At 66.3% G+C, this 18,947-nt stretch carries 19 protein-coding genes; 13 read left to right on the top strand and 6 right to left on the bottom strand.

Going from position 1 to position 18,947, the window contains the following annotated elements:
• Nucleotides 1-23 precede the first annotated feature (23 nt).
• The gene (locus FO470_RS14895) at nt 24-1,343 is read right to left on the bottom strand and encodes an MFS transporter (RefSeq protein WP_144343777.1); all 1,320 of its coding nucleotides are present in this window, start codon (nt 1,341-1,343) and stop codon (nt 24-26) included.
• A 197-nt stretch (nt 1,344-1,540) separates the two neighbouring features.
• Between FO470_RS14895 and cyoA the strand changes: the two genes are divergently transcribed.
• From cyoA to FO470_RS14870, 5 genes are read left to right on the top strand one after another with little or no spacing between them, the layout of a single operon-like run.
• Entirely contained in the window at nt 1,541-2,743 is a 1,203-nt protein-coding gene (gene cyoA / locus FO470_RS14890; protein ID WP_144343776.1) for a ubiquinol oxidase subunit II, read from the top strand.
• Between the two features lie 8 nt (nt 2,744-2,751).
• Nucleotides 2,752-4,764, top strand: coding sequence for a cytochrome o ubiquinol oxidase subunit I (cyoB, locus tag FO470_RS14885; protein WP_144343775.1), 2,013 nt, complete (start codon nt 2,752-2,754; stop codon nt 4,762-4,764).
• Nucleotides 4,761-5,387 (top strand): cytochrome o ubiquinol oxidase subunit III, encoded by a 627-nt coding sequence (gene cyoC, locus FO470_RS14880; RefSeq protein WP_144343774.1) that lies wholly within the window; start codon nt 4,761-4,763, stop codon nt 5,385-5,387. The genes cyoB and cyoC overlap by 4 nt, the downstream gene beginning before the upstream one ends.
• Nucleotides 5,384-5,761, top strand: coding sequence for a cytochrome o ubiquinol oxidase subunit IV (gene cyoD / locus FO470_RS14875; protein ID WP_144343773.1), 378 nt, complete (start codon nt 5,384-5,386; stop codon nt 5,759-5,761). Before cyoC ends, cyoD begins: the two co-directional genes overlap by 4 nt.
• Before the next feature lie 59 nt (nt 5,762-5,820).
• Nucleotides 5,821-6,522: an SURF1 family protein gene (locus tag FO470_RS14870; RefSeq protein ID WP_144343772.1), complete on the top strand. Its 702-nt coding sequence runs from the start codon at nt 5,821-5,823 to the stop codon at nt 6,520-6,522.
• Between the two features lie 124 nt (nt 6,523-6,646).
• On the opposite strand, the gene katG is transcribed toward FO470_RS14870, so the two are convergent.
• Nucleotides 6,647-8,824 carry a catalase/peroxidase HPI gene (gene katG / locus FO470_RS14865; protein ID WP_144343771.1) on the bottom strand — a complete coding sequence of 726 codons (2,178 nt, stop codon included), beginning with the start codon at nt 8,822-8,824 and terminating at the stop codon, nt 6,647-6,649.
• Nucleotides 8,825-9,044: 220 nt separating this feature from the next.
• Between katG and FO470_RS14860 the strand changes: the two genes are divergently transcribed.
• Nucleotides 9,045-9,986, top strand: a complete 942-nt coding sequence (locus FO470_RS14860; RefSeq protein ID WP_144343770.1) for a hydrogen peroxide-inducible genes activator — start codon at nt 9,045-9,047, stop codon at nt 9,984-9,986.
• A gap of 248 nt (nt 9,987-10,234) precedes the next feature.
• Complete coding sequence (locus tag FO470_RS14855) at nt 10,235-10,648, top strand: group III truncated hemoglobin (RefSeq protein WP_144343769.1); 414 nt, start codon at nt 10,235-10,237, stop codon at nt 10,646-10,648.
• A 37-nt stretch (nt 10,649-10,685) separates the two neighbouring features.
• Here the strand turns inward: FO470_RS14855 and FO470_RS14850 are convergent, their stop codons facing one another.
• The 3 genes from FO470_RS14850 to FO470_RS14840 form a co-directional block, all read right to left on the bottom strand.
• Entirely contained in the window at nt 10,686-10,883 is a 198-nt protein-coding gene (locus tag FO470_RS14850) for a hypothetical protein (protein WP_144343768.1), read from the bottom strand.
• 82 nt (nt 10,884-10,965) lie between these two features.
• Nucleotides 10,966-11,361 (bottom strand): hypothetical protein, encoded by a 396-nt coding sequence (locus FO470_RS14845; RefSeq protein ID WP_144343767.1) that lies wholly within the window; start codon nt 11,359-11,361, stop codon nt 10,966-10,968.
• Between the two features lie 35 nt (nt 11,362-11,396).
• Complete coding sequence (locus FO470_RS14840) at nt 11,397-12,206, bottom strand: sterol desaturase family protein (RefSeq protein WP_144343766.1); 810 nt, start codon at nt 12,204-12,206, stop codon at nt 11,397-11,399.
• 187 nt (nt 12,207-12,393) lie between these two features.
• Here FO470_RS14840 and FO470_RS14835 point away from each other — a divergent pair, with 187 nt between their 5' ends.
• Nucleotides 12,394-13,503 (top strand): Zn-dependent alcohol dehydrogenase, encoded by a 1,110-nt coding sequence (locus FO470_RS14835; protein WP_144343765.1) that lies wholly within the window; start codon nt 12,394-12,396, stop codon nt 13,501-13,503.
• Nucleotides 13,504-13,509: 6 nt separating this feature from the next.
• On the opposite strand, the gene FO470_RS14830 is transcribed toward FO470_RS14835, so the two are convergent.
• Nucleotides 13,510-13,872, bottom strand: a complete 363-nt coding sequence (locus tag FO470_RS14830) for an antibiotic biosynthesis monooxygenase family protein (protein WP_144343764.1) — start codon at nt 13,870-13,872, stop codon at nt 13,510-13,512.
• A 306-nt stretch (nt 13,873-14,178) separates the two neighbouring features.
• Between FO470_RS14830 and FO470_RS14825 the strand changes: the two genes are divergently transcribed.
• From FO470_RS14825 to FO470_RS14805, 5 genes are read left to right on the top strand one after another with little or no spacing between them, the layout of a single operon-like run.
• Entirely contained in the window at nt 14,179-15,453 is a 1,275-nt protein-coding gene (locus FO470_RS14825; RefSeq protein WP_144343763.1) for an ABC transporter substrate-binding protein, read from the top strand.
• A 9-nt stretch (nt 15,454-15,462) separates the two neighbouring features.
• Entirely contained in the window at nt 15,463-16,344 is an 882-nt protein-coding gene (locus tag FO470_RS14820) for a branched-chain amino acid ABC transporter permease (RefSeq protein WP_144343762.1), read from the top strand.
• Nucleotides 16,341-17,357: a branched-chain amino acid ABC transporter permease gene (locus FO470_RS14815; protein ID WP_144343761.1), complete on the top strand. Its 1,017-nt coding sequence runs from the start codon at nt 16,341-16,343 to the stop codon at nt 17,355-17,357. Before FO470_RS14820 ends, FO470_RS14815 begins: the two co-directional genes overlap by 4 nt.
• A 3-nt stretch (nt 17,358-17,360) precedes the next feature.
• Complete coding sequence (locus FO470_RS14810; RefSeq protein ID WP_144343760.1) at nt 17,361-18,188, top strand: ABC transporter ATP-binding protein; 828 nt, start codon at nt 17,361-17,363, stop codon at nt 18,186-18,188.
• On the top strand, nt 18,182-18,904 hold the full coding sequence (locus FO470_RS14805) for an ABC transporter ATP-binding protein (protein ID WP_144343759.1): 723 nt from the start codon (nt 18,182-18,184) through the stop codon (nt 18,902-18,904). Before FO470_RS14810 ends, FO470_RS14805 begins: the two co-directional genes overlap by 7 nt.
• The last annotated feature ends 43 nt before the right edge of the window (nt 18,905-18,947 follow it).

Here is an 18,947-nt window from a genome sequence, read left to right as displayed (position 1 = left end):
GGCCCTCTTCGTTGCAGCCCGCGTCAGCTGCTGGCGGCAAGTTCCAGCCGGTTGTTGAAACGCAGCGCCAGCAGGGTGCACACGGCTCCCGACAGGAGATAGGCGCCCGAAGCGAGCAGGCCGAAATGGCTTGAAAGCAGCAGCGCCGCCAGCGGCGCGAAGCCCGCGCCGAACAGCCAGGCGAGATCGTTGGTCAGGGCCGACGCGGTGTAGCGGAACTTCGGCGAGAAGTTCGAGGCGACCACGCCCGAGGACTGGCCGAAGGACACGCCCAGCAGGGCGAAGGCGAGAACCATGAACACCGTCTCGCCGACCACGCCGCCGGCGAGCAGTTGCGGAGCGAAGCCGCTGAACACCGCGATCGCCACCGCCGAGACGCCCAGCAGGCGCCGGCGCCCGATCCGGTCGGCGACCATGCCGGAAGCGAACACGGCCAGAAGGCCGCAGAAGGCGGCCGTCGCCTCGATCAGCAGGAATCGCGTCGGCCGCTCCTCGGTGAAGAGGAACACCCAGGAAAGCGGGAACACCGTCACCATGTGGAACAGCGCGAAGGTGGCGAGCGGCGCGAAGGCGCCGATCAGGACGCCCCGGCCTTCGGACTTCACGGTGTCGCTGATGCGCTGCGGCTCGAGATCGCCGCTTTCGAACAGCTCGACATATTCCGGCGTCACCGCCATGCGCAGCCGCGCGAACAGCGCCACGACGTTGATGGCGAAGGCGACGAAGAAGGGATAGCGCCAGCCCCAGCTGAAGAAATCCTCCGCCGAGAGATTGCCAAGGAAGAAGGCGAACAGCGCGCTCGCCACGATCAGGCCGATCAGCGCGCCGAGTTGTGGCAGCATGGCGTACCAGCCACGCCGCGCTTCCGGCGCGATGATCGCCAGCAGCGGGGCGAGACCATCCCAGGTGCCGCCCCAGGCGAGCCCCTGGCCGATGCGGAAGGCCGCGAGCAGCCAGATCACCGTCGCACCGATGTCCTCATAGGAGGGTAGGAAGGCGATCGCGACGGTGGAGGTGCCGAGCAGGAACAGCGCCGACGTCAGCTTGGCCCCTCGCCCGTAATGGCGCTCGACCGTCATGAACAGCGCCGTTCCGAAGGGGCGCGCGATGAAGGCAAAGGCAAAGATCGCGAAGGAATAAAGCGTGCCCGTCAGGGCGTCGGTGAAGGGGAAGACCAGTTTCGGGAACACCACCACCGAGGCAATGGCATAGACGAAAAAGTCGAAGAACTCGGATGCACGGCCGATCACCACGCCGACGGCGATCTCGCCCGGCTGCACATGCTCCTCACGGGCATGGAGCTGTGCGGCATCGCGCTCGAATGTCGATGCGGGAGTGGTCATAGTTCTTACCCAAACTAGAATAAATTAAAATCTGCGATTTGCGCTGATCGCGTCTTTCATATTCGCACGCTTCAGTCTACCCCCGGGCTAAACTGGTTTCGATGCGACAATTCGGCATTGGACAAATTGTCCGATGTTTCCGTTGCTGCGATGCAGCTATTAGCTTTCATGGGCGAGATTCAGGGATACATCTTACGTTGCGTCGGCTTCATCTCATAGCACTGCTTCCGTTGGCCGCCGCCCTCGGCGGGTGCAACTTCGTCGTGCTCGACCCGAGCGGCGATATCGCGGCGCAGCAACGCGATCTTCTGGTCATCTCCACGCTGCTGATGCTGCTCATCATCGTCCCGGTGATGGCGCTCACCGTCTTTTTCGCCTGGAAGTACCGCGCTTCCAATACAAAAGCCCGCTACGAGCCCGAATGGAGCCACTCCACGCAGATGGAGCTGGTGATCTGGTCGGCCCCGCTGCTGATCATCATCTGCCTGGGCGCGCTGACCTGGATGGGCACCCATCTGCTCGATCCCTACCGCCCCCTCGACCGCATCGCCGCCGGCGAACCCGTGCCGGCCGACACGAAGCCGCTCGACGTCGAAGTCGTGGCGCTCGACTGGAAATGGCTGTTCATCTACCCCGAGCAGGGCATCGCCACGGTCAACGACCTCGCCGCGCCGGTGGGCCGGCCGATCCGCTTCCGCATCACCGCCTCCTCGGTGATGAACGCCTTCTACGTGCCGACGCTCGCCGGAATGATCTACGCCATGCCGGGCATGCGCACGGAACTCAACGCCGTCGCCAACGCGCCGGGCGAGTCGCGCGGCTTCTCCTCGAACTACAGCGGCGCCGGCTTCTCCGGCATGTTCTTCCGCTTCCAGGCCCTTTCCGACGCCGATTTCAACGCGTGGACCTCGGAGGCGAAGGCGAGCGAGGAGCGGCTGACCCGCGCCGCCTATCTCGAGCTCGAACGCCCGAGCGAGAACGTGCCGGCGCGCCGTTTCGCCGACATCGACCCGACCCTGTTCGACGCCATCCTCAACATGTGCGTCGAACCCGGCAAGATGTGCATGAAGGAGATGATGGCGATCGACGCCAGGGGCGGCCTCGGCCTGGAGGGCGTCGCCAACGTGCTGCCGCTGACCTATGACAAACATGCGCGGCGCGGCACGGTGTTCGGCGGCGCGCCCAGCTATGTGGTCGGCATCTGCACGCCCGAGGAACTGGCCACCGCGCTGACGCTCTCCGCGGCCCGCCCGGCCTCCCGCGACACCGCGCTGGTGCGCGGCGCGGGCCTGCCGCTCCCGGCGCTTTCCGGCTCCCTGCCGGCCTTCACCCCGATCAGCCTGCCGTCGAGAGAGCCGAGGGAATCCCTTCTCGGCCCGCGTCGGCCCTCCAACTCCTGACGGCCCCCATGACCGAAACGCCCTTCATCGAGCCGAGCTTCCTGTTCGGCCGGTTCAACCTTCAGGCGATCCCCTATCACGAGCCGATCCTGGTCGTGACCTTCCTCATGGTCGCCATCGGCGGCCTCGCGGTGCTGGGCGCGATCACCTATTTCCGGCTGTGGGGTTATCTCTGGCGCGAGTGGTTCACCAGCGTGGACCACAAGAAGATCGGCATCATGTACATGGTGCTGGGCATCATCATGCTGCTGCGCGGTTTCGCCGACGCCATCATGATGCGCCTGCAGCAGGCCTGGGCCTTCGGCGGCAGCGAGGGCTACCTGCCCGCCCACCACTACGACCAGGTGTTCTCCGCGCACGGCGTGATCATGATCTTCTTCGTGGCCATGCCGATGGTCACGGGCCTGATGAACTACGTGGTGCCGCTGCAGATCGGCGCCCGCGACGTCTCCTTCCCGTTCCTGAACAATTTCAGCTTCTGGATGACGGTGAGCGGCGCGGTGCTGGTCATGACCTCGCTGTTCGTCGGCGAGTTCGCGCAGACCGGCTGGCTCGCCTATCCCCCGCTCTCGGGCATCGGCTACAGCCCCTATGTCGGCGTCGATTACTACATATGGGCCCTGCAGATAGCCGGCGTCGGCACATTGCTGTCGGGCGTGAACCTCATCTGCACCATCGTGAAGATGCGCGCCCCCGGCATGACCATGATGAGGATGCCGGTCTTCACCTGGACGGCGCTGTGCACCAACGTGCTGATCGTCGCCGCCTTCCCGGTGCTCACCGCCGTGCTGGCCCTGCTCGCCGCCGACCGCTACCTCGGGACCAACTTCTTCACGAACGACTTCGGCGGCAACCCGATGATGTACGTGAACCTGATCTGGATCTGGGGCCATCCGGAGGTCTACATCCTGATCCTGCCGGCCTTCGGCATCTTCTCCGAGGTGACCTCGACCTTCGCCGGCAAGCGGCTGTTCGGCTACACCTCGATGGTCTACGCCACGGTGGTCATCACCATCCTGTCGTATCTGGTCTGGCTGCACCACTTCTTCACGATGGGCTCCGGCGCCAGCGTGAACTCCTTTTTCGGCATCACCACGATGATCATCTCGATCCCCACGGGCGCGAAGATGTTCAACTGGCTGTTCACGATGTATCGCGGGCGCATCCGCTTCGAACTGCCGATGATGTACACGGTCGCCTTCATGCTGACCTTCGTCATCGGCGGCATGACAGGCGTGCTGCTGGCCGTTCCCCCGGCCGACTTCGTGCTGCACAACTCACTGTTCCTCGTCGCGCACTTCCACAACGTGATCATCGGCGGCGTGCTGTTCGGCCTGTTCGCCGGCATCGCCTTCTGGTGGCCGAAGGCGTTCGGCTTCAAGCTCGACCCGTTCTGGGGCAAGTGCTCCTTCTGGTTCTGGGTCGTCGGCTTCTACTTCGCCTTCATGCCGCTCTACGTGCTCGGGCTGATGGGCGTGACGCGGCGCCTGCGCGTCTTCGACGATCCCTCGCTGCACATCTGGTTCCTGATCGCGGCCTTCGGCGCCTTTCTTATCGCGCTCGGCATCGCCTGCTTCCTGATCCAGATCGGCGTCAGCATCCTGCGGCGCGAGCAGCTGCGCGACACCACGGGCGATCCGTGGGATGCGCGCACGCTGGAATGGGCGACCTCCTCGCCGCCGCCGGCCTACAACTTCGCCTTCACGCCGGTCGTGCATGATCTCGACGCCTGGTGGGACATGAAGCAGCGCGGCTACACCCGGCCGCTCGCCGGCTTCAAGGCGATCCACATGCCGCGCAACACCGGCGCCGGCGTGATCCTCGCCGGCCTCAGCTTCGTGCTCGGCTTCGCGCTGATCTGGTACATCTGGTGGCTGGCGGCGCTGTCCTTCGTCGCGCTCGTCGGTACCGCCATCGGCCACAGCTTCAATTACAACCGCGACTTCGACATCCCCGCCGATGAAGTCGCCCGCACCGAGGAGGCGCGCACGAAGCTGCTCGCCGCAGGGGTGAACGCATGAGCGCCTCGGTGACGAACGCGAGCGAGACCCCGGTCTTCTACGAGGTCGACGAGCACCCGCATCCGGAAGGCCACAGCACCGCGCTGGGCTTCTGGGTCTATCTGATGAGCGACTGCCTCATCTTCGCGGTGCTGTTCGCCACCTTCGGCGTGCTCGGCGGCAACTACGCCGCCGGACCGGGGCCGCGCGACCTGTTTGACCTGCCGCTGGTGGCGCTGAACACCTCCATGCTGCTGTTCTCGTCCATCACCTACGGCTTCGCCATGCTGGCGATGGACAGGGACCGCAAGGCGCAGACGCAGCTATGGCTGATCATCACCGGCCTGTTCGGCCTCGCCTTCCTCTCGATCGAACTCTACGAGTTCCACCACATGATCGAGATCGGCGCCACACCCCAGCGCAGCGCCTTCCTGTCGGCCTTCTTCACCCTGGTCGGCACCCACGGACTCCACGTCACCTTCGGCATCATCTGGCTCGTCACCCTGATGGTGCAGGTGCAGCGGCGCGGGCTGATTGCCGCCAACAAGCGCCGGCTGATGTGCCTTTCCATGTTCTGGCACTTCCTCGACGTGGTGTGGATCGGCGTCTTCACCTTCGTCTATCTCATGGGAATGCTGCGATGAGCTCACACGACACCACCGCTCACGGGCATCACGACGATCACGGCGCCGCGCACGGCTCGCTGGGCGGTTATCTCATCGGCTTCGGCCTGTCGGTCGTGCTCACCGCCATTCCCTTCTGGCTGGTGATGACGGACACGCTCGGCGACGCCACCCTCACCGCGATCGCCATCATGGCCCTCGCGGCGGTGCAGATCGTCGTGCACATGATCTACTTCCTGCACATGAACTTCCGCTCGGAAGGCGGATGGAACATGATGGCCATGGTGTTCACGCTGATCCTGGTGGTGATCACGCTGGCCGGCTCGCTATGGGTCATGTACCACCTCAACGCCAACATGATGCCCGGCGCCCACGACATGAGGCAGATGTTGTGAGCCGCGCGCCCACGCGGGCGCGGGGGGCACCGAAAGGCGGAGAGCCACGCCGGGCGAGGATGCTCCTCCTCGTCCTCTGCGCCGGTCTTGCCGTGCTGTTCGCCGGTCTCGGCGTCTGGCAGGTGAAGCGGCTGTTCTGGAAGCTCGACCTCATCGCCCGCGTCGAGGCGCGCATCCATGCGGAGCCGGTCGAAGCACCGGAGCCCGACGCCGTCTCGCCGGAAGACGAATACCGCGCGGTTTCCCTCGCCGGCCACTTCCTCAACGACCGCGAAACGCTGGTGCAGGCCGTCACCACGCTGGGCGGCGGGTACTGGGTGCTCACGCCCTTCGTGACGCGCAGCGGCTTCATCGTGCTCGTCAATCGCGGCTTCGTGCCACCTGACCGCCGGGCACCGGAGAACCGCCCGCAAGGGCAGACGGACGAGAATACCATCCTGACCGGATTGCTGCGTCTTTCCGAGCCGGAAGGCGGCTTCCTGCGCAGCAACGATCCCGCCGCCGATCGCTGGTACTCGCGCGACGTCGCCGCCATCGCGCGGGTACGCGGATTGGAGAAGCGGGTCGTGGTCGCGCCCTATTTCGTCGATGCCGATGCGGCCCCGGTTCCCGGCGGCTTTCCGGTCGGCGGGCTGACGGTGGTGCGCTTCACCAACAACCACCTCGTCTATGCGCTGACCTGGTTCGCGCTCGCCGCGATGTGCGTGGGCGCCGGCGTCCTGCTCTGGCGCCAGAAAGAAGGCAGCGGACGCAGGCGATAAGAAAAAGCCGCAGCGGCGCGGACCGCTGCGGCTGATACCCTTCCCGGACGACCGCCGGGAGATCTGACCGACACGGGCCGCTGCCGGCGCCCCGTTCGGGGCGACGGCCGGGAGCCCGGCAGGCTCAGGCCAGGTCGAAGCGGTCGAGGTTCATCACCTTGGTCCAGGCCGCCACGAAGTCGTCGACGAACTTCTTCTGCGCGTCTGAGCTCGCATAGACCTCAGCCAGCGCGCGCAGCACCGAGTTCGAGCCGAACACGAGGTCGACGCGGGTGCCCGTCCACTTGACCTCGCCGGTCTTGCGGTCGCGTGCCTCGTAGAGGTTCTTGGACTCGTCGGTCGCCTTCCACTGCGTGCCCATGTCCAGCAGGTTGACGAAGACCTCGTTGGTCAGCGCGCCGGAACGGCTGGTGAGCACGCCATGCGCGGAGCCGTCGGAGTTGATGTTGATCGCGCGCAGACCGCCGACCAGCACCGTCATCTCCGGCGCCGTGAGGGTGAGAAGCTGCGCCTTGTCGATCAGCGCCACCTCGGCCGGAACCTTCAGCGAGGGCTTCTGGTAGTTGCGGAAGCCATCGGCCAGGGGCTCCATCACCGCGAAGGCGTGGATGTCCGTCTCGTCCTGCGAGGCATCGGTGCGGCCGGGCGTGAACGGCACCGCCACGTCATGGCCGCCGGCCTTCGCCGCCTGCTCGACGCCGGCATTGCCGGCCAGCACGATCAGGTCGGCCAGCGCTACCCGCTTGCCACCAGTAGCACTGAGGTTGAACTCCGCCTGAATCCCTTCCAGCACCTTGAGCACCTTGGCGAGTTGCTCGGGCTGGTTCACCTCCCAGTCCTTCTGGGGCGCGAGGCGGACGCGTGCGCCATTGGCGCCACCGCGCTTGTCGCCGCCACGGAAGGTGGACGCCGACGCCCACGCCGTGCCGACCAGCTCGGACACGGTGAGGCCGGAGGCCAGCACCTTCGCCTTGAGCTCGGCGACGTCCGCGTCATCGATCAGCGGATGGGTGGCGGCCGGCACCGGATCCTGCCAGATCAGCACTTCCTTCGGCACTTCCGGGCCGAGGTAGCGCGCGCGGGGGCCGACATCGCGATGAGTCAGCTTGAACCAGGCGCGGGCGAAGGCCTCGGCGAAAGCCTGCGGGTTCTCGAGGAAACGACGCGAGATCTTCTCGTAGATCGGATCGACACGCAGCGACAGGTCGGTAGTGAGCATGGTCGGCTTGCGCTTCTTCGACGGATCATGGGCGTCGGGGATGATCGCCTCGGCGTCCTTCGCCTCCCACTGGATCGCCCCGCCGGGACTGCGGGTCTGCACCCATTCGTACTTGAACAGGTTCTCGAAGAAGAAATTGCTCCACTGCGCCGGCGTCTGCGTCCAGGTGACCTCGATGCCGCTGCCGATGGCATCGGCGCCGGAGCCGGAGCCGAAATTGCTCGCCCAGCCCAGGCCCTGAGCCTCCAGCCCGGCGGCTTCCGGGTCCGGCCCCTTATGGGATTCGGGCGCGGCGCCATGGGTCTTGCCGAAGGTGTGGCCGCCGCCGATCAGCGCGACGGTCTCCTCGTCGTTCATCGCCATACGGGCGAAGGTCTCGCGGATGAAGGCCGCGGCGGAAAGAGGATCGCCGTTGGCGTTCGGGCCTTCCGGGTTCACGTAGATCAGGCCCATCTCGGTGGCGCTGAGCGGCGCGTCGAACTTGTCGAGGCCGCGATGGGTCAGCCAGGCGGTCTCCGAACCCCAGTTCACGTCGAGGTCCGGCTCCCAGGTGTCCTCGCGGCCGGCGGCGAAGCCGAAGGTGCGGAAGCCCATGGTCTCCAGCGCGACGTTGCCGGTCAGGATCAGCAGATCGGCCCAGGAGATCTTCTGGCCGTATTTCTGCTTGATCGGCCACAGCAGGCGGCGCGACTTGTCGATGTTCACATTGTCCGGCCAGGAGTTGAGCGGGGCGAAGCGCTGCTGGCCGCGACCGCCGCCGCCGCGCCCGTCGCTCAGGCGATAGGTGCCGGCGCTATGCCAGGCCATGCGGACGAACTGCGGACCGTAATTGCCGAAATCGGCCGGCCACCACTCCTGCGAATCCGTCATCAGCTTGCGCAGGTCGCTCTTGAGCGCCTCGTAGTCGAGCTTCTTGAACTCCTTGCGGTAGTCGAACGCCTGATCCAGCGGATCGGACTTGGACGAGTGCTGGCTCAACAGATCGACACGGAGCTGGTTCGGCCACCAGTCGCGGTTCTGGGTGCCGCTGGTGCCATGTGCGACCGGGCATTTCCCGGTGCTCCCCTCAGTCGTCGCGCTCATGCTTTTCTCCGATCGAGTCCGTGTTCGTTATCTGGTCAGCCCGTCGAGCCGGCCGTCTGCCGGGAACATGCCTTGCAGGGGCGTGGGCTGCCCGCGGGGTCGGTATGTGCGCGGCCGAGACGGTTCCGGCTTCGGTGCTGCCGATCATCGCAAAGGCTCATATCAAAAATGCTTCATTAGATTAATTCCGATTTATTGATCGTCGTGATAAGTTGTTCTTATGAAGAACATAACTTTCAAGCAGCTCCGCTATTTCGACGCGCTGGCCCGGCACGGCCATTTCCGGCGGGCCGCGGAGGCCTGTGGTATCTCCCAGCCGGCCCTGTCGATGCAGATCAAGGAGCTGGAGGAGGAAGTCGGCATCGAGCTGTTCGAACGCGGCCCGCGCCAGATCCGGCTGACCGGGTTCGGCGAGGAGTTCGCTCCCCGCATCCGCGACATCCTGCGCTCGGTCGACGAACTGGGGGATCTGGCCCGCGCCTCGCGCGACCGGCTGGTGGGACGCCTGCGCATCGGCGTGATCCCGACGGTCGCGCCCTATCTGCTGCCGACCCTGCTCGGCAATCTCAGCCGCCTGCATCGGGGGCTGGACATCCACGTGCGCGAGACCCAGACGCCAAGGCTCATACAGGAGCTGGAGGAAGGCCGGCTCGACACGGCCATCGTCGCCCTGCCGGTGTCCGAGCCGGCCCTGACGGAAGTGCCCCTGTTCACCGAGAATTTCGTTCTGGTCCGGCCGGGCGAGGACGAAGGCAAGCCGGTTCCCGGCCCTGACGCCGTTCGCGAGATGCGGCTGCTGCTTCTGGAGGAAGGGCACTGCTTCCGCGACCAGGCCCTGTCGTTCTGCAACGTCGACATGCGGGCGACGCCCCCGCGCGACGTCCTCGACGCCAGCTCGCTGTCCACGCTGGTGCAGATGGTCGATGCCGGCATCGGCGTGACGCTCATACCGGAAATGGCGGTGGCGGTCGAAACCCGCTCGGCGTCCGTCTCGGTCGTGCGCTTCCGGGACCCGCAGCCGGCACGGACCATCGGCATGGTCTGGCGCAAGACCAGCCCGCTCGCCCCACAGCTTATGCAGATGTCGGAGGTGGTCCGCCGCTCAACCGCCGCGCTGCGCCAGCAGCAGGAGGCGTCACTGCACGAGCCGCCGCAGGACTGATGCCGCCGTGGTTTGTGCCTGACTTGCTGTCCCGCGCAGCGGCAAACGGGCGGCCGCCACTGAAGCCGGATCAAGCGTCGAGTCCACCGGTGATTGCGCGAAACGGATGGCCCGCACCCGTTCGGAAACCTCATTCCGGGCAGACACGCAGGTGAGGCGCATGGACGCGCCCTTAAATGATGCATTTTGTTTACATGTTTTTCAGGCCATATGGACGCTCGTGACATGAATGCTCTGGAGGGCTGACGATGGCTCAACGGGAACTCGACGAAAGCAGCTTGCGTGAACTCGTCGACGCCTTCTATGCGCGCATCCGCGCCGATGCCGCGCTGGGCCCCATCTTCAACGATGCCATTCATGATTGGCCGGAGCACCTCGAAAAGCTCGCGGCGTTCTGGTCTTCGGTGATGCTGGCAAGCGGTCGCTACAAGGGCCGGCCGGTGCCGGCCCACATGAAGCATCGCGACCGCATCACTCCGGAACTGTTCGACCGCTGGCTCGCGCTCTGGGCACAGACCACGAATGAGCGGATGGCACCCGAAGTCGCCCACGCACTTCAGGCCAAGGCCGCCCGCATAGCGGAAAGCCTCCAGATCGCCATGCTGCTGCGGCTCGACCTGCCGCCGGCCTCCCGGCCCGGGAACGAGCACGCGGTGCCATGATCACCACCGGGTAGCCAGCCGGCACGCACGCCCCGCGTCACGACTTGGCGGCGGAACCGCGTATTTCCTTACGATTGACCTCCGGGAACAGCCACATGGCGATCACCATGAAGGCTCCCAGAAAGATGACCGCGTATTTCGGGCCGACCTGCCCGAGATGCGCCTGCAGGGCATAGCCCGCAGCCGCGACAAGGACCACGATCAGCGAGATGGTGAGTTTGACAATGGTGGGCATGGTCGGCTCCGTTGGGCTGAAGGGGCGTTGCGGACGGGGTGGCGGCGCTGGGCTTCATGGCGCGGTCTCTCCCCGATCCGACCTAGACGAGCGGGGCGAACGCGTCGCCCCCGATGCGGTAGAGCGCGGCGAGCGCGCCGATCTGGGCCAGCGCCATGATGGCAAGCACGGTGCGCCCGTCCTTCCAGCGCTCCGGCCAGATCTCGAAGGAGGCCGGAGCGAACAGGAAGGCGAGGCCCGCCACCACGATCACGCTGGTGAGCTGCAGCTCGACCAGGCCGAAGGCGAGCGTGAGCCCGCCCAGCGCCAGCATCAGCGCGCCGTTGACCAGCGCGAGGACGGGGCTTGAGGCCTGCCCCCGCTCGCGCAGGGCGTTGAGCGGGAACGAGCCCGACAGGATGAGGAAGCCGACGCAGCACAGCGTCGAGAACAGGGCGAACCAGGCAAGCGCGACGACGTTCGGCTCGAGTGCAGCCATGACGATCTCCTTGAAGCGGAAGGGAAGGCAGCCTGTTATTCGGCAGGCTGCCGGGTCATGGAGCCGGCGGCGGCATCGGCGTCGGCGGGTCGGGGCGTGCGCGAGGTCTTGCGCATGTTCTGCTTGATGTAGCGGGTGTCGTAGCCGTTGAAGAGATGGCCGATCAGGCCGCGATCAAGGTCGGAGGTACCGAACAGCCAGTCCATGATCGGGAAGGTGAGGTTCATGTTCCTCTCCATCATGATCGACTGGTTGTGGTGCGCGGCGTGGTGGCGCCGGTTGGTGTTGATGAACGGCACGTTCCGCACGAACCAGTTCTCGTCGATATGCGTGGTGAAGTGCATGAACTCGTAGAGCAGGTACACCGAGGTCGTGGTGGCGATGAACAGCCAGCCGACATTGGGCGAGATCAGCCAGGACAGCACCACGGCGCCGGGGATCGACATGAGCGTGAACGTCACCAGCGCATAGGGCGGGAAAAAGGTGACGCGCCAGTCGTGGTGGCCGGCGAAGCGCATCTCCTCCTCGGTGAAGAACTGGTGATGCATCAGCGTGTGGCGGTTGTAGACCGCGCGCAGCAGCGGGATGCGCGAGGGCCGGTGCATCACGTAGCGGTGCAACGCCCATTCGAAGAAATTGCAGAACAGGAACACCACGGGGACGGTGAGCCATTCCCACCACGCCACGTCGTGGATGTTGGAGACGTACACGTAAAGGGCGGTGAAGCCGATCGTGTAGATCACCGCGATGTGCAGCCAGCCATTGTACCAGCCGGCAACCCGCTCGCGGTAGGTCGCGCGGTATTTCCGCTGGCGATCGGTCATCGGGCTGACGGGAAGTTCCATGTCGTCCTCCTTGGGCGGTCGTTCCTTCGGGGCGGCGCGTGGCGCCTGTTGCCCTATGACAAGAATGCATCTAACATATCAGTGTTACATTAGTTGGCAAGCGGCTTGATCGAGGTCGCCGCAACAGCCGTCAGGACAAGGCGTTCCCGGGCAGGTCCCGCGGGACCCGAGAGGCCGGGGATCCAGAATGAGCCTGAACTATCGAGCCGCCGTGCTGCATGAGGCCGGCCGGCCGCTTGTCATCGAGAGAGTCGTCGCCGAGCCCCTGCGCCCGCACGACGTGCGCGTGAAGATCAAGGCGGCGGGGCTCTGCCATACCGACCTCGAGGTGATCGAGGGCGGGCTGCGCTACCCGATGCCGATCGTGCTCGGCCACGAGGCGGCGGGCATCGTCGAGGAGGTCGGCCCGCAGGCCCGCGGTGTGGCGCCGGGCGACCATGTGGTGCTCTCCTGGAACCCGCATTGCGGCGGCTGCTTCTACTGCGACCGCTCGCTGCCGATCCTGTGCGAGGACTATCTGGAACAGGGAGTGAAGGCGCTGGCGTTCGATGGCAGCCCGCGCGCCCGGCTCGCCGACGGACGCGAGCTGCGCCAGCTGATGTTCCTCGGCGCCTTCGGCGACTATTGCATCGTGCCGGACCAGCAGGCGATCCCGGTGCCGCGCGACATCCCCTTCGACCGAGCGTGTCTCATCGGCTGCGGGGTGATGACCGGGGCCGGCGCGGCGATGAACGTCGCCGCGATCCGGCATGGCGACACGGTGATGGTGCTGGGTTGCGGTGCCGTGGGCTTGTCCGCCGTGCAGGGCGCGCGGCTCGCCGGGGCGCAGGAGATCATTGCCGTGGACCTGAACGAGGCCAAGCTCGCGCTCGCCGGCGCCATGGGCGCGACCCGGCTGGTGAACGCGGCGCATGAGGAGCCGACGGAGGTGGCGCGCAAGGCGACCGGCGGGCGCGGCGCCGACGTCGTGCTGGAATCCGCCGGCAACCCCGCCGCCTTCCGGGTGAGCGCCGAGGCGGTGCGTCCGGGCGGCGAGATCGTCTGGCTCGGCAAGATCGACGTGGACAAGGATGTCGCGTTCCGCTGGGGCTCGCTGATGGGCGAAAAGCGGATCCGCCGCTCCTCCTATGGCGGGGCCCGCCCGCGCCGGGATTTTCCCCTGCTGGCGCGGGCCTATCTCGACGGGCGGCTCAAGCTCGACGAACTCATCACCGCCCGCATCTCCCTCGATGAGGTCAATGACGGCTTCGACGCCCTCCGGCGCGGCGACGCCATACGAAGCGTCATCATGTTCTGACGCCGTTCAGATGGCGAGGTCGGCCGGACGGTGCGCCTGCCGGCTGTCGCCGGGCGCCTGCGTCCGGTCGGTCAGCGTGTAGTCGCGCGACACCTCGGCGATACGCAGCCGGTAGTCGCGGAACACGCCGCTGCGGCCCTTCGCCTGCGCCGCGCGGTGATCGGGGCGGTTGCGCCAGCGGCGGACCGCCTCCTCGTCGCGCCAGAAGGAAAGCGAGAGCATCTTCTCCGGCTCGGCCAGGCTCTGGAAGCGCTCCACGGAGATGAAGCCGTCGATTTCGAGGAGATCGGCGCGCAGCGCGGCAGCGATGTCGAGATAATGCTGGCGTTCGCCCTCGGCAGGCCAGACTTCGAAGATGACGGCGATCATGACAGGCTCCCGGTTGCTGCGATCCCTCATCCTGCACATGAGGCAGGCAACGCGTAAAGTCTGCCGAACATAAAATATTCCATAGATATATCACCGTGCCGTCGGTGGGCCGCATTCACGCTCCCGGAGGCGGCGCGTCCGGAGCGACAAATGAGACCTGGAGCGGGTTTCCGCCGACCTCTCCCCTGTCGCACCCTCATCACAAATTGATCTAAGTCAAAATTATCTGTTGCAGACATTCATTTTGCATATTTATGATATGTCAGACCTAGGACGGGCGTCAGACCCGCAGGGGAGGAAATCACGATGAATCTCAACCGCCGCTCAGTGCTGCGGGGGATCGGTGCTGCCGGTCTGTCCGCGTCCATGCCGGGCGTCTTCGCGCCGGCCATCGCCCAGTCGAAACCTGTCCGCATCGGCATTCTCGCTCCGCGCTCCGGCGCCATGGGAACGGTCGGCGAATGCGGCATCCGCGCCGTGCAATGGGCGGCCGACCGCATGAACAAGGACGGCGGCATCGCCGGGCGTCCCGTCGAGCTGGTCTTCGAGGAGGAGACCTCGCCCAAGGACACCATCGAGCGCTTCCGCCGCCTGGTGCTGCAGGAGAAGGTCGACTGCGTGCAGGGACTGATCTCCACCGGCGTGTCGATGGGCGTCGCGCCCGTCGCCGAGGAGGAGCAGGCGCTGCTCATCATGTGGGACGGCACCACGCAGGACGGTGTGAAGGAGGCGATGCCCGACGCGCGCTACGTGTTCCGCTCCACCGACAATGAGTGCGAGGCGGTCATGTCCTCGCTGCTGTCGGTCAAGTATTTCGGCAACAAGATCAAGCGCGTCGCCGGCATCAATCCCGACTACTCCTACGGGCGCAACAACTGGGAGGCGTTCCGGCAGATCCTCACCCGCGCCGGGGTGCAATACGAGGTGGTGGCCGAGCAGTGGCCCAAGGTCGGCACCATGGACCTCACCTCCCACATCGCGGCGCTGAAGGCGGCCAAGCCCGACTTCATCTTCTCCTCCATGCTGTTCGCCGACCTGCCGGTGTTCATGAAGCAGGGCAGCGCCGCCGGCCTGTTCGAAGGCGTGAACCTCGCCCTGCCGGCCGCCGGCTGGCAGCTCAACCAGCTCAAGAAGAGCTTCATGCCGGAGAACATCGTCTTCGGGCACAACACGCTCTACTTCGCGCTGCCCGACGCCTCGCCGCTCCAGAAGGCCTTCGTCGAGGACTACATGGAGCGCTACCAGCAGGCGCCGCACTGGGAGGCCGACCGGGCCTATTTCGCGCTGGCCGCCTACAAGGCCGGCACCGAGGCCGCCGCCAAGGCCACCGGGCGCTGGCCCAAGCTCGACGAGATCATCGACGCGATCCCCAGGCAGGAAGTGCAGAGCCTTGGCGGGCCGGGGCGCTTCCGCGCCGACAAGATCGCCGAGCAGGTGTTCTACCAGGGCCTGTCGACCAACGATAACGCCTACGACTTCCCAACCCTGCGCACCGTGAACGCCTACACTGCCGACCAGCTCCAGAAGCCGCCGGGCATGGATTTCTGGGAATGGCTGAAGACCGCGAAGCTGCCGGTCTGAGGGCGCACCATGAGCATGTATGTCGACATGATCCTCGGTGGCGTGTTCCACGCCGCCGTGGTCTTCCTCGTGGCTGCCGGGCTCCAGCTGGTGTTCGGCGTCCAGAAGATCGTCAATCTGGCCTGCGGCTCCTTCTATGCGCTCGGCGCCTATTTCGGCATCACCGCCGTGGCGGGCGCCGCGGCGATGGGGCTGCCGAGTGTCGTGGTGCTGCCGGTGCTGCTCGCGGCGGGGCTCGCCATCGGCCTCATCGGCCTGCCGGTGGAGCGGCTGCTGCGCACGGTCTACCGGCGTGACGAGAGCCACCAGCTGCTGCTGACCTTCGGCCTGCTGCTGGTCTTCCAGGACGTGATGCGCTTCCTCTGGGGGCCGACGCCGCTGACCCTCGACAACGCCTATCTCGCCTACGGCACCGCGGAATTCGCCGGTGTCCGCGTGCCGACCTACAACCTGCTGGTCATCGCCGCGAGCATCGCCATCGCCGCCGGGCTAGGCCTGTTCCTGCAGCGCACGCGCACCGGGCGCATCATCCGCGCCACCGCCGAGAACCGCGAGATGTCCGAGGGGCTCGGCGTGAACTCCAACCGCGTCTTCGCCGCGGTGTTCACCGTCGGCTGCATGCTCGGCACGGTGGGCGGCGCGCTGGTGGTGCCGGCCTCCGCCGCCTCGCTGGAAATGTCGGTGGAACTGGTGGTGGAAGCCTTCGCCGTGGTGGTGATCGGCGGGCTGGGCTCGATGCGCGGAGCGATGGCCGGCGCGCTCATCGTCGGCCTCATCCGCGCGGTGGCGATCATGGTGCTGCCGGAAGCTGAAATCCTCTCGATCTACGTGGTCGTCATCGCGGTGCTCATCCTGCGCCCGGCCGGCCTGTTCGGAAAGGCGATGGCATGAGCGCTCCCCATATCGTCGAAAGCACCGCCCTCGCGCGACCGGCCGCCGAAGCGTCCCGCGCTTCCGGCCTGTGGGCCTTCCTGGTGATCGTGGCGGCGATGGCGGCCCTGCCGTTCTTCGCCTCCACCTACACGCTCACCCTCATGGTGCCGTTCTTCGCGCTCGCCATCGCCCTGCTCGGGTTCAACCTGCTGTTCGGCTATACCGGGCTGCTGTCCTTCGGCCATGCCATGTTCCTCAGCATCGGCGCCTACAGCGCGGCGGTGATGACCTCGAAGCTCGGCATCCTGTCGTTCGAACTGATCCTGCTGGTGTCGATCGCCGCCTCGGTGATCATCGCGGTGCCGGTCGGCTTCCTGTGCGTACGCTACACCCGCATCTTCTTCGGCATGCTGACGCTGGCCTTCGGCATGCTGTTCCACTCGGTGCTGTACAAGTTCTACGGCATCACCGGCGGCGACCAGGGCATGCGGGTGCTGCGCCCGCTGCTGTTCGGCATGGAGTTCGAGGGCGGCAAGACCGCCTTCCTCACCGGGCCGTTCTACTACTATGCCCTCGGTCTGCTCACCGCTCTCGGCCTGCTGATGTGGCGCATCGTGCGCTCGCCATTCGGCCTGCATCTGCAGGCGATCCGGGAGAACGCGCAGAAGGCGTCCTATCTCGGCGTCGAGGTCACCCGCATGCGTCTGTCCGCCTATGTCATCTCCGGCGTCTATGGCGGCATCGGCGGCGCGATCCTCGCGATCACCATCGGCCTCGCCGACCCGGAGATCGTGTACTGGACCCAGTCCGGCAACCTCGTCTTTATGGCGGTCCTCGGCGGTTCCGGCGCCTTCATCGGCCCGGTGGTGGGCTCCCTCGCCTTCGTGCTGCTGCAGGACATGGTGATGTCGGTGACGCAGTACTGGCGGTTCGTCATGGGTGCGGTGCTGATCCTGCTGGTGGTGTTCTTCCCCGGCGGCCTTTCCGGCATCGCCGGCGGCCTGTTCACTCGCTTCAAGCGCGGGAGCTGAGCTATGACGACACTTCTCGAGGCCCGCACGGTCTGCAAAAGCTACGGCGACTTCCACGCCTTGACCGATGTTTCCCTCTCGGTCGCCGACGGCGAGTTCATCTCCATCGTCGGCCCCAACGGCGCGGGGAAGAGCACGCTGGTGAACGTGCTCACCGGCCTGCTCCGGCCCACCTCCGGCCGGGTCGCGTTTCGCGGCACGGACATCGGCGGCATCGGCCCGGTGGAGCTGGCGCGGCGCGGCATGGCCCGCGGCTTCCAGCTGGTGAACGTCTTCCCCGAGCTCACCGTGCGCGAGACGTTGGGGGTCGCGGCCTCCTCGCGGCTCAAGCGCACCGGCAACCCGCTGCGCAGCCTCGTCCGCGACCGCGAAATCGCCGATGCGGTGGAGGAAGTGGCGGAGATCTTCAACCTGCGCCACCGGCTCGACCAGCCCGCCCGCGCCCTCTCGCAGGGCGAGAAGAAGCTGCTCGACGTCGCCAGCGCCTTCGCGCTCAAGCCCGAGCTGATCCTGATCGACGAGCCGACCTCGGGCGTCTCCACCGGCGACAAGCATTCCATCATGGAACTGCTGATCGATGCGTGCCGGAAGGCGGGCGTGCGCGGCATCATCCAGGTCGAGCACGACATGGATCTCGTCGCGCGCTACTCCGACCGCATCGTCGCGCTGCAGGCCGGGCGCGTGCTGGCGGATGAGAAGCCGGAGGTGTTCTTCAAGGATCCGGCGCTGATCGCGGCGGTGGTCGGCACCCGGCCTCCGCAGCTGCGGCCCAAGGCCGCCAATCTCAACACCTCGTCCGAGACGGCCAGCCAGAGGAGCGCGGCATGCTGAAGATTTCCGGCCTCAAGGTCGACATTGCCGGCAGCCGCATCCTCAATGGGCTCGACCTCACGGTGGAGCCGGGTGAGCTGGTCTGCCTGATCGGCCGCAACGGCGCCGGCAAGACCACGACCTTCCGCACCATCATGGGGCACCGCCAGCCGGTCGCGGGCTCGATCAGCTTCAAGGGGCAGAACCTCGTCGGCCTGCCGACCTACAAGATCGCACAGCTCGGCATTGGCTATTCGCCGGAGGAATCCGACGTCTATGGCGACCTCACCGTGGCGGACAACATCGCGCTGCCGACCTGGACGCGCCCCTCCCCGCTCTCGGAAGAGGAACGGATCGAGCGCTCGCTGAAAGTCTTTCCCAAGCTGCGGCAATATCTGGCGCGCGGCGGCCAGCAGCTCTCCGGCGGCGAGCGCAAGATGGTGTCGGTCGCCCGGGCGCTGGCGCTGGACCCGAGCCTGCTTCTGCTCGACGAGCCGTTCGAGGGGCTGTCGCCAGCGATCATCCCGGTCATATCCGAAGGCATCGCGTCGATCCGCGCCATGGGCGAGGCGGTGCTGATGGCGGAGTCCAACGTCCACCATCTGCCCGATTACGTCGACCGGCTCTATGTGGTGGAGCGCGGCGAGATGATCTTCGAGGGCACGCTGGCGCAGGCGCAGGCCGACCGCGCGGTGATGCGCGTCATCGCCGGCGAGGTCGAGCTGGAGCATGCGTGAGGCAGAATGCGAAGGCCGGCGCCCACATGCGGAGCCGGCCTTT

The sequence above is a fragment of the Ancylobacter moscoviensis genome (genome assembly GCF_007559435.1).
Lineage (GTDB): Bacteria > Pseudomonadota > Alphaproteobacteria > Rhizobiales > Xanthobacteraceae > Ancylobacter > Ancylobacter moscoviensis.
This window is presented reverse-complemented; position numbering and strand designations above follow the sequence as displayed.

Excerpts from the sequence above, each read along its gene's own strand:
- FO470_RS14895 (WP_144343777.1), bottom strand. The coding sequence starts at position 1,343 with ATGACCACTCCCGCATCGACATTCGAGCGCGATGCCGCACAGCTCCAT.
- cyoB (WP_144343775.1), top strand. The coding sequence starts at position 2,752 with ATGACCGAAACGCCCTTCATCGAGCCGAGCTTCCTGTTCGGCCGGTTC.
- cyoC (WP_144343774.1), top strand. The coding sequence starts at position 4,761 with ATGAGCGCCTCGGTGACGAACGCGAGCGAGACCCCGGTCTTCTACGAG.
- cyoD (WP_144343773.1), top strand. The coding sequence starts at position 5,384 with ATGAGCTCACACGACACCACCGCTCACGGGCATCACGACGATCACGGC.
- FO470_RS14870 (WP_144343772.1), top strand. The coding sequence starts at position 5,821 with ATGCTCCTCCTCGTCCTCTGCGCCGGTCTTGCCGTGCTGTTCGCCGGT.
- katG (WP_144343771.1), bottom strand. The coding sequence starts at position 8,824 with ATGAGCGCGACGACTGAGGGGAGCACCGGGAAATGCCCGGTCGCACAT.
- FO470_RS14860 (WP_144343770.1), top strand. The coding sequence starts at position 9,045 with ATGAAGAACATAACTTTCAAGCAGCTCCGCTATTTCGACGCGCTGGCC.
- FO470_RS14855 (WP_144343769.1), top strand. The coding sequence starts at position 10,235 with ATGGCTCAACGGGAACTCGACGAAAGCAGCTTGCGTGAACTCGTCGAC.
- FO470_RS14850 (WP_144343768.1), bottom strand. The coding sequence starts at position 10,883 with ATGCCCACCATTGTCAAACTCACCATCTCGCTGATCGTGGTCCTTGTC.
- FO470_RS14845 (WP_144343767.1), bottom strand. The coding sequence starts at position 11,361 with ATGGCTGCACTCGAGCCGAACGTCGTCGCGCTTGCCTGGTTCGCCCTG.
- FO470_RS14840 (WP_144343766.1), bottom strand. The coding sequence starts at position 12,206 with ATGGAACTTCCCGTCAGCCCGATGACCGATCGCCAGCGGAAATACCGC.
- FO470_RS14835 (WP_144343765.1), top strand. The coding sequence starts at position 12,394 with ATGAGCCTGAACTATCGAGCCGCCGTGCTGCATGAGGCCGGCCGGCCG.
- FO470_RS14830 (WP_144343764.1), bottom strand. The coding sequence starts at position 13,872 with ATGATCGCCGTCATCTTCGAAGTCTGGCCTGCCGAGGGCGAACGCCAG.
- FO470_RS14825 (WP_144343763.1), top strand. The coding sequence starts at position 14,179 with ATGAATCTCAACCGCCGCTCAGTGCTGCGGGGGATCGGTGCTGCCGGT.
- FO470_RS14820 (WP_144343762.1), top strand. The coding sequence starts at position 15,463 with ATGAGCATGTATGTCGACATGATCCTCGGTGGCGTGTTCCACGCCGCC.
- FO470_RS14815 (WP_144343761.1), top strand. The coding sequence starts at position 16,341 with ATGAGCGCTCCCCATATCGTCGAAAGCACCGCCCTCGCGCGACCGGCC.
- FO470_RS14810 (WP_144343760.1), top strand. The coding sequence starts at position 17,361 with ATGACGACACTTCTCGAGGCCCGCACGGTCTGCAAAAGCTACGGCGAC.
- FO470_RS14805 (WP_144343759.1), top strand. The coding sequence starts at position 18,182 with ATGCTGAAGATTTCCGGCCTCAAGGTCGACATTGCCGGCAGCCGCATC.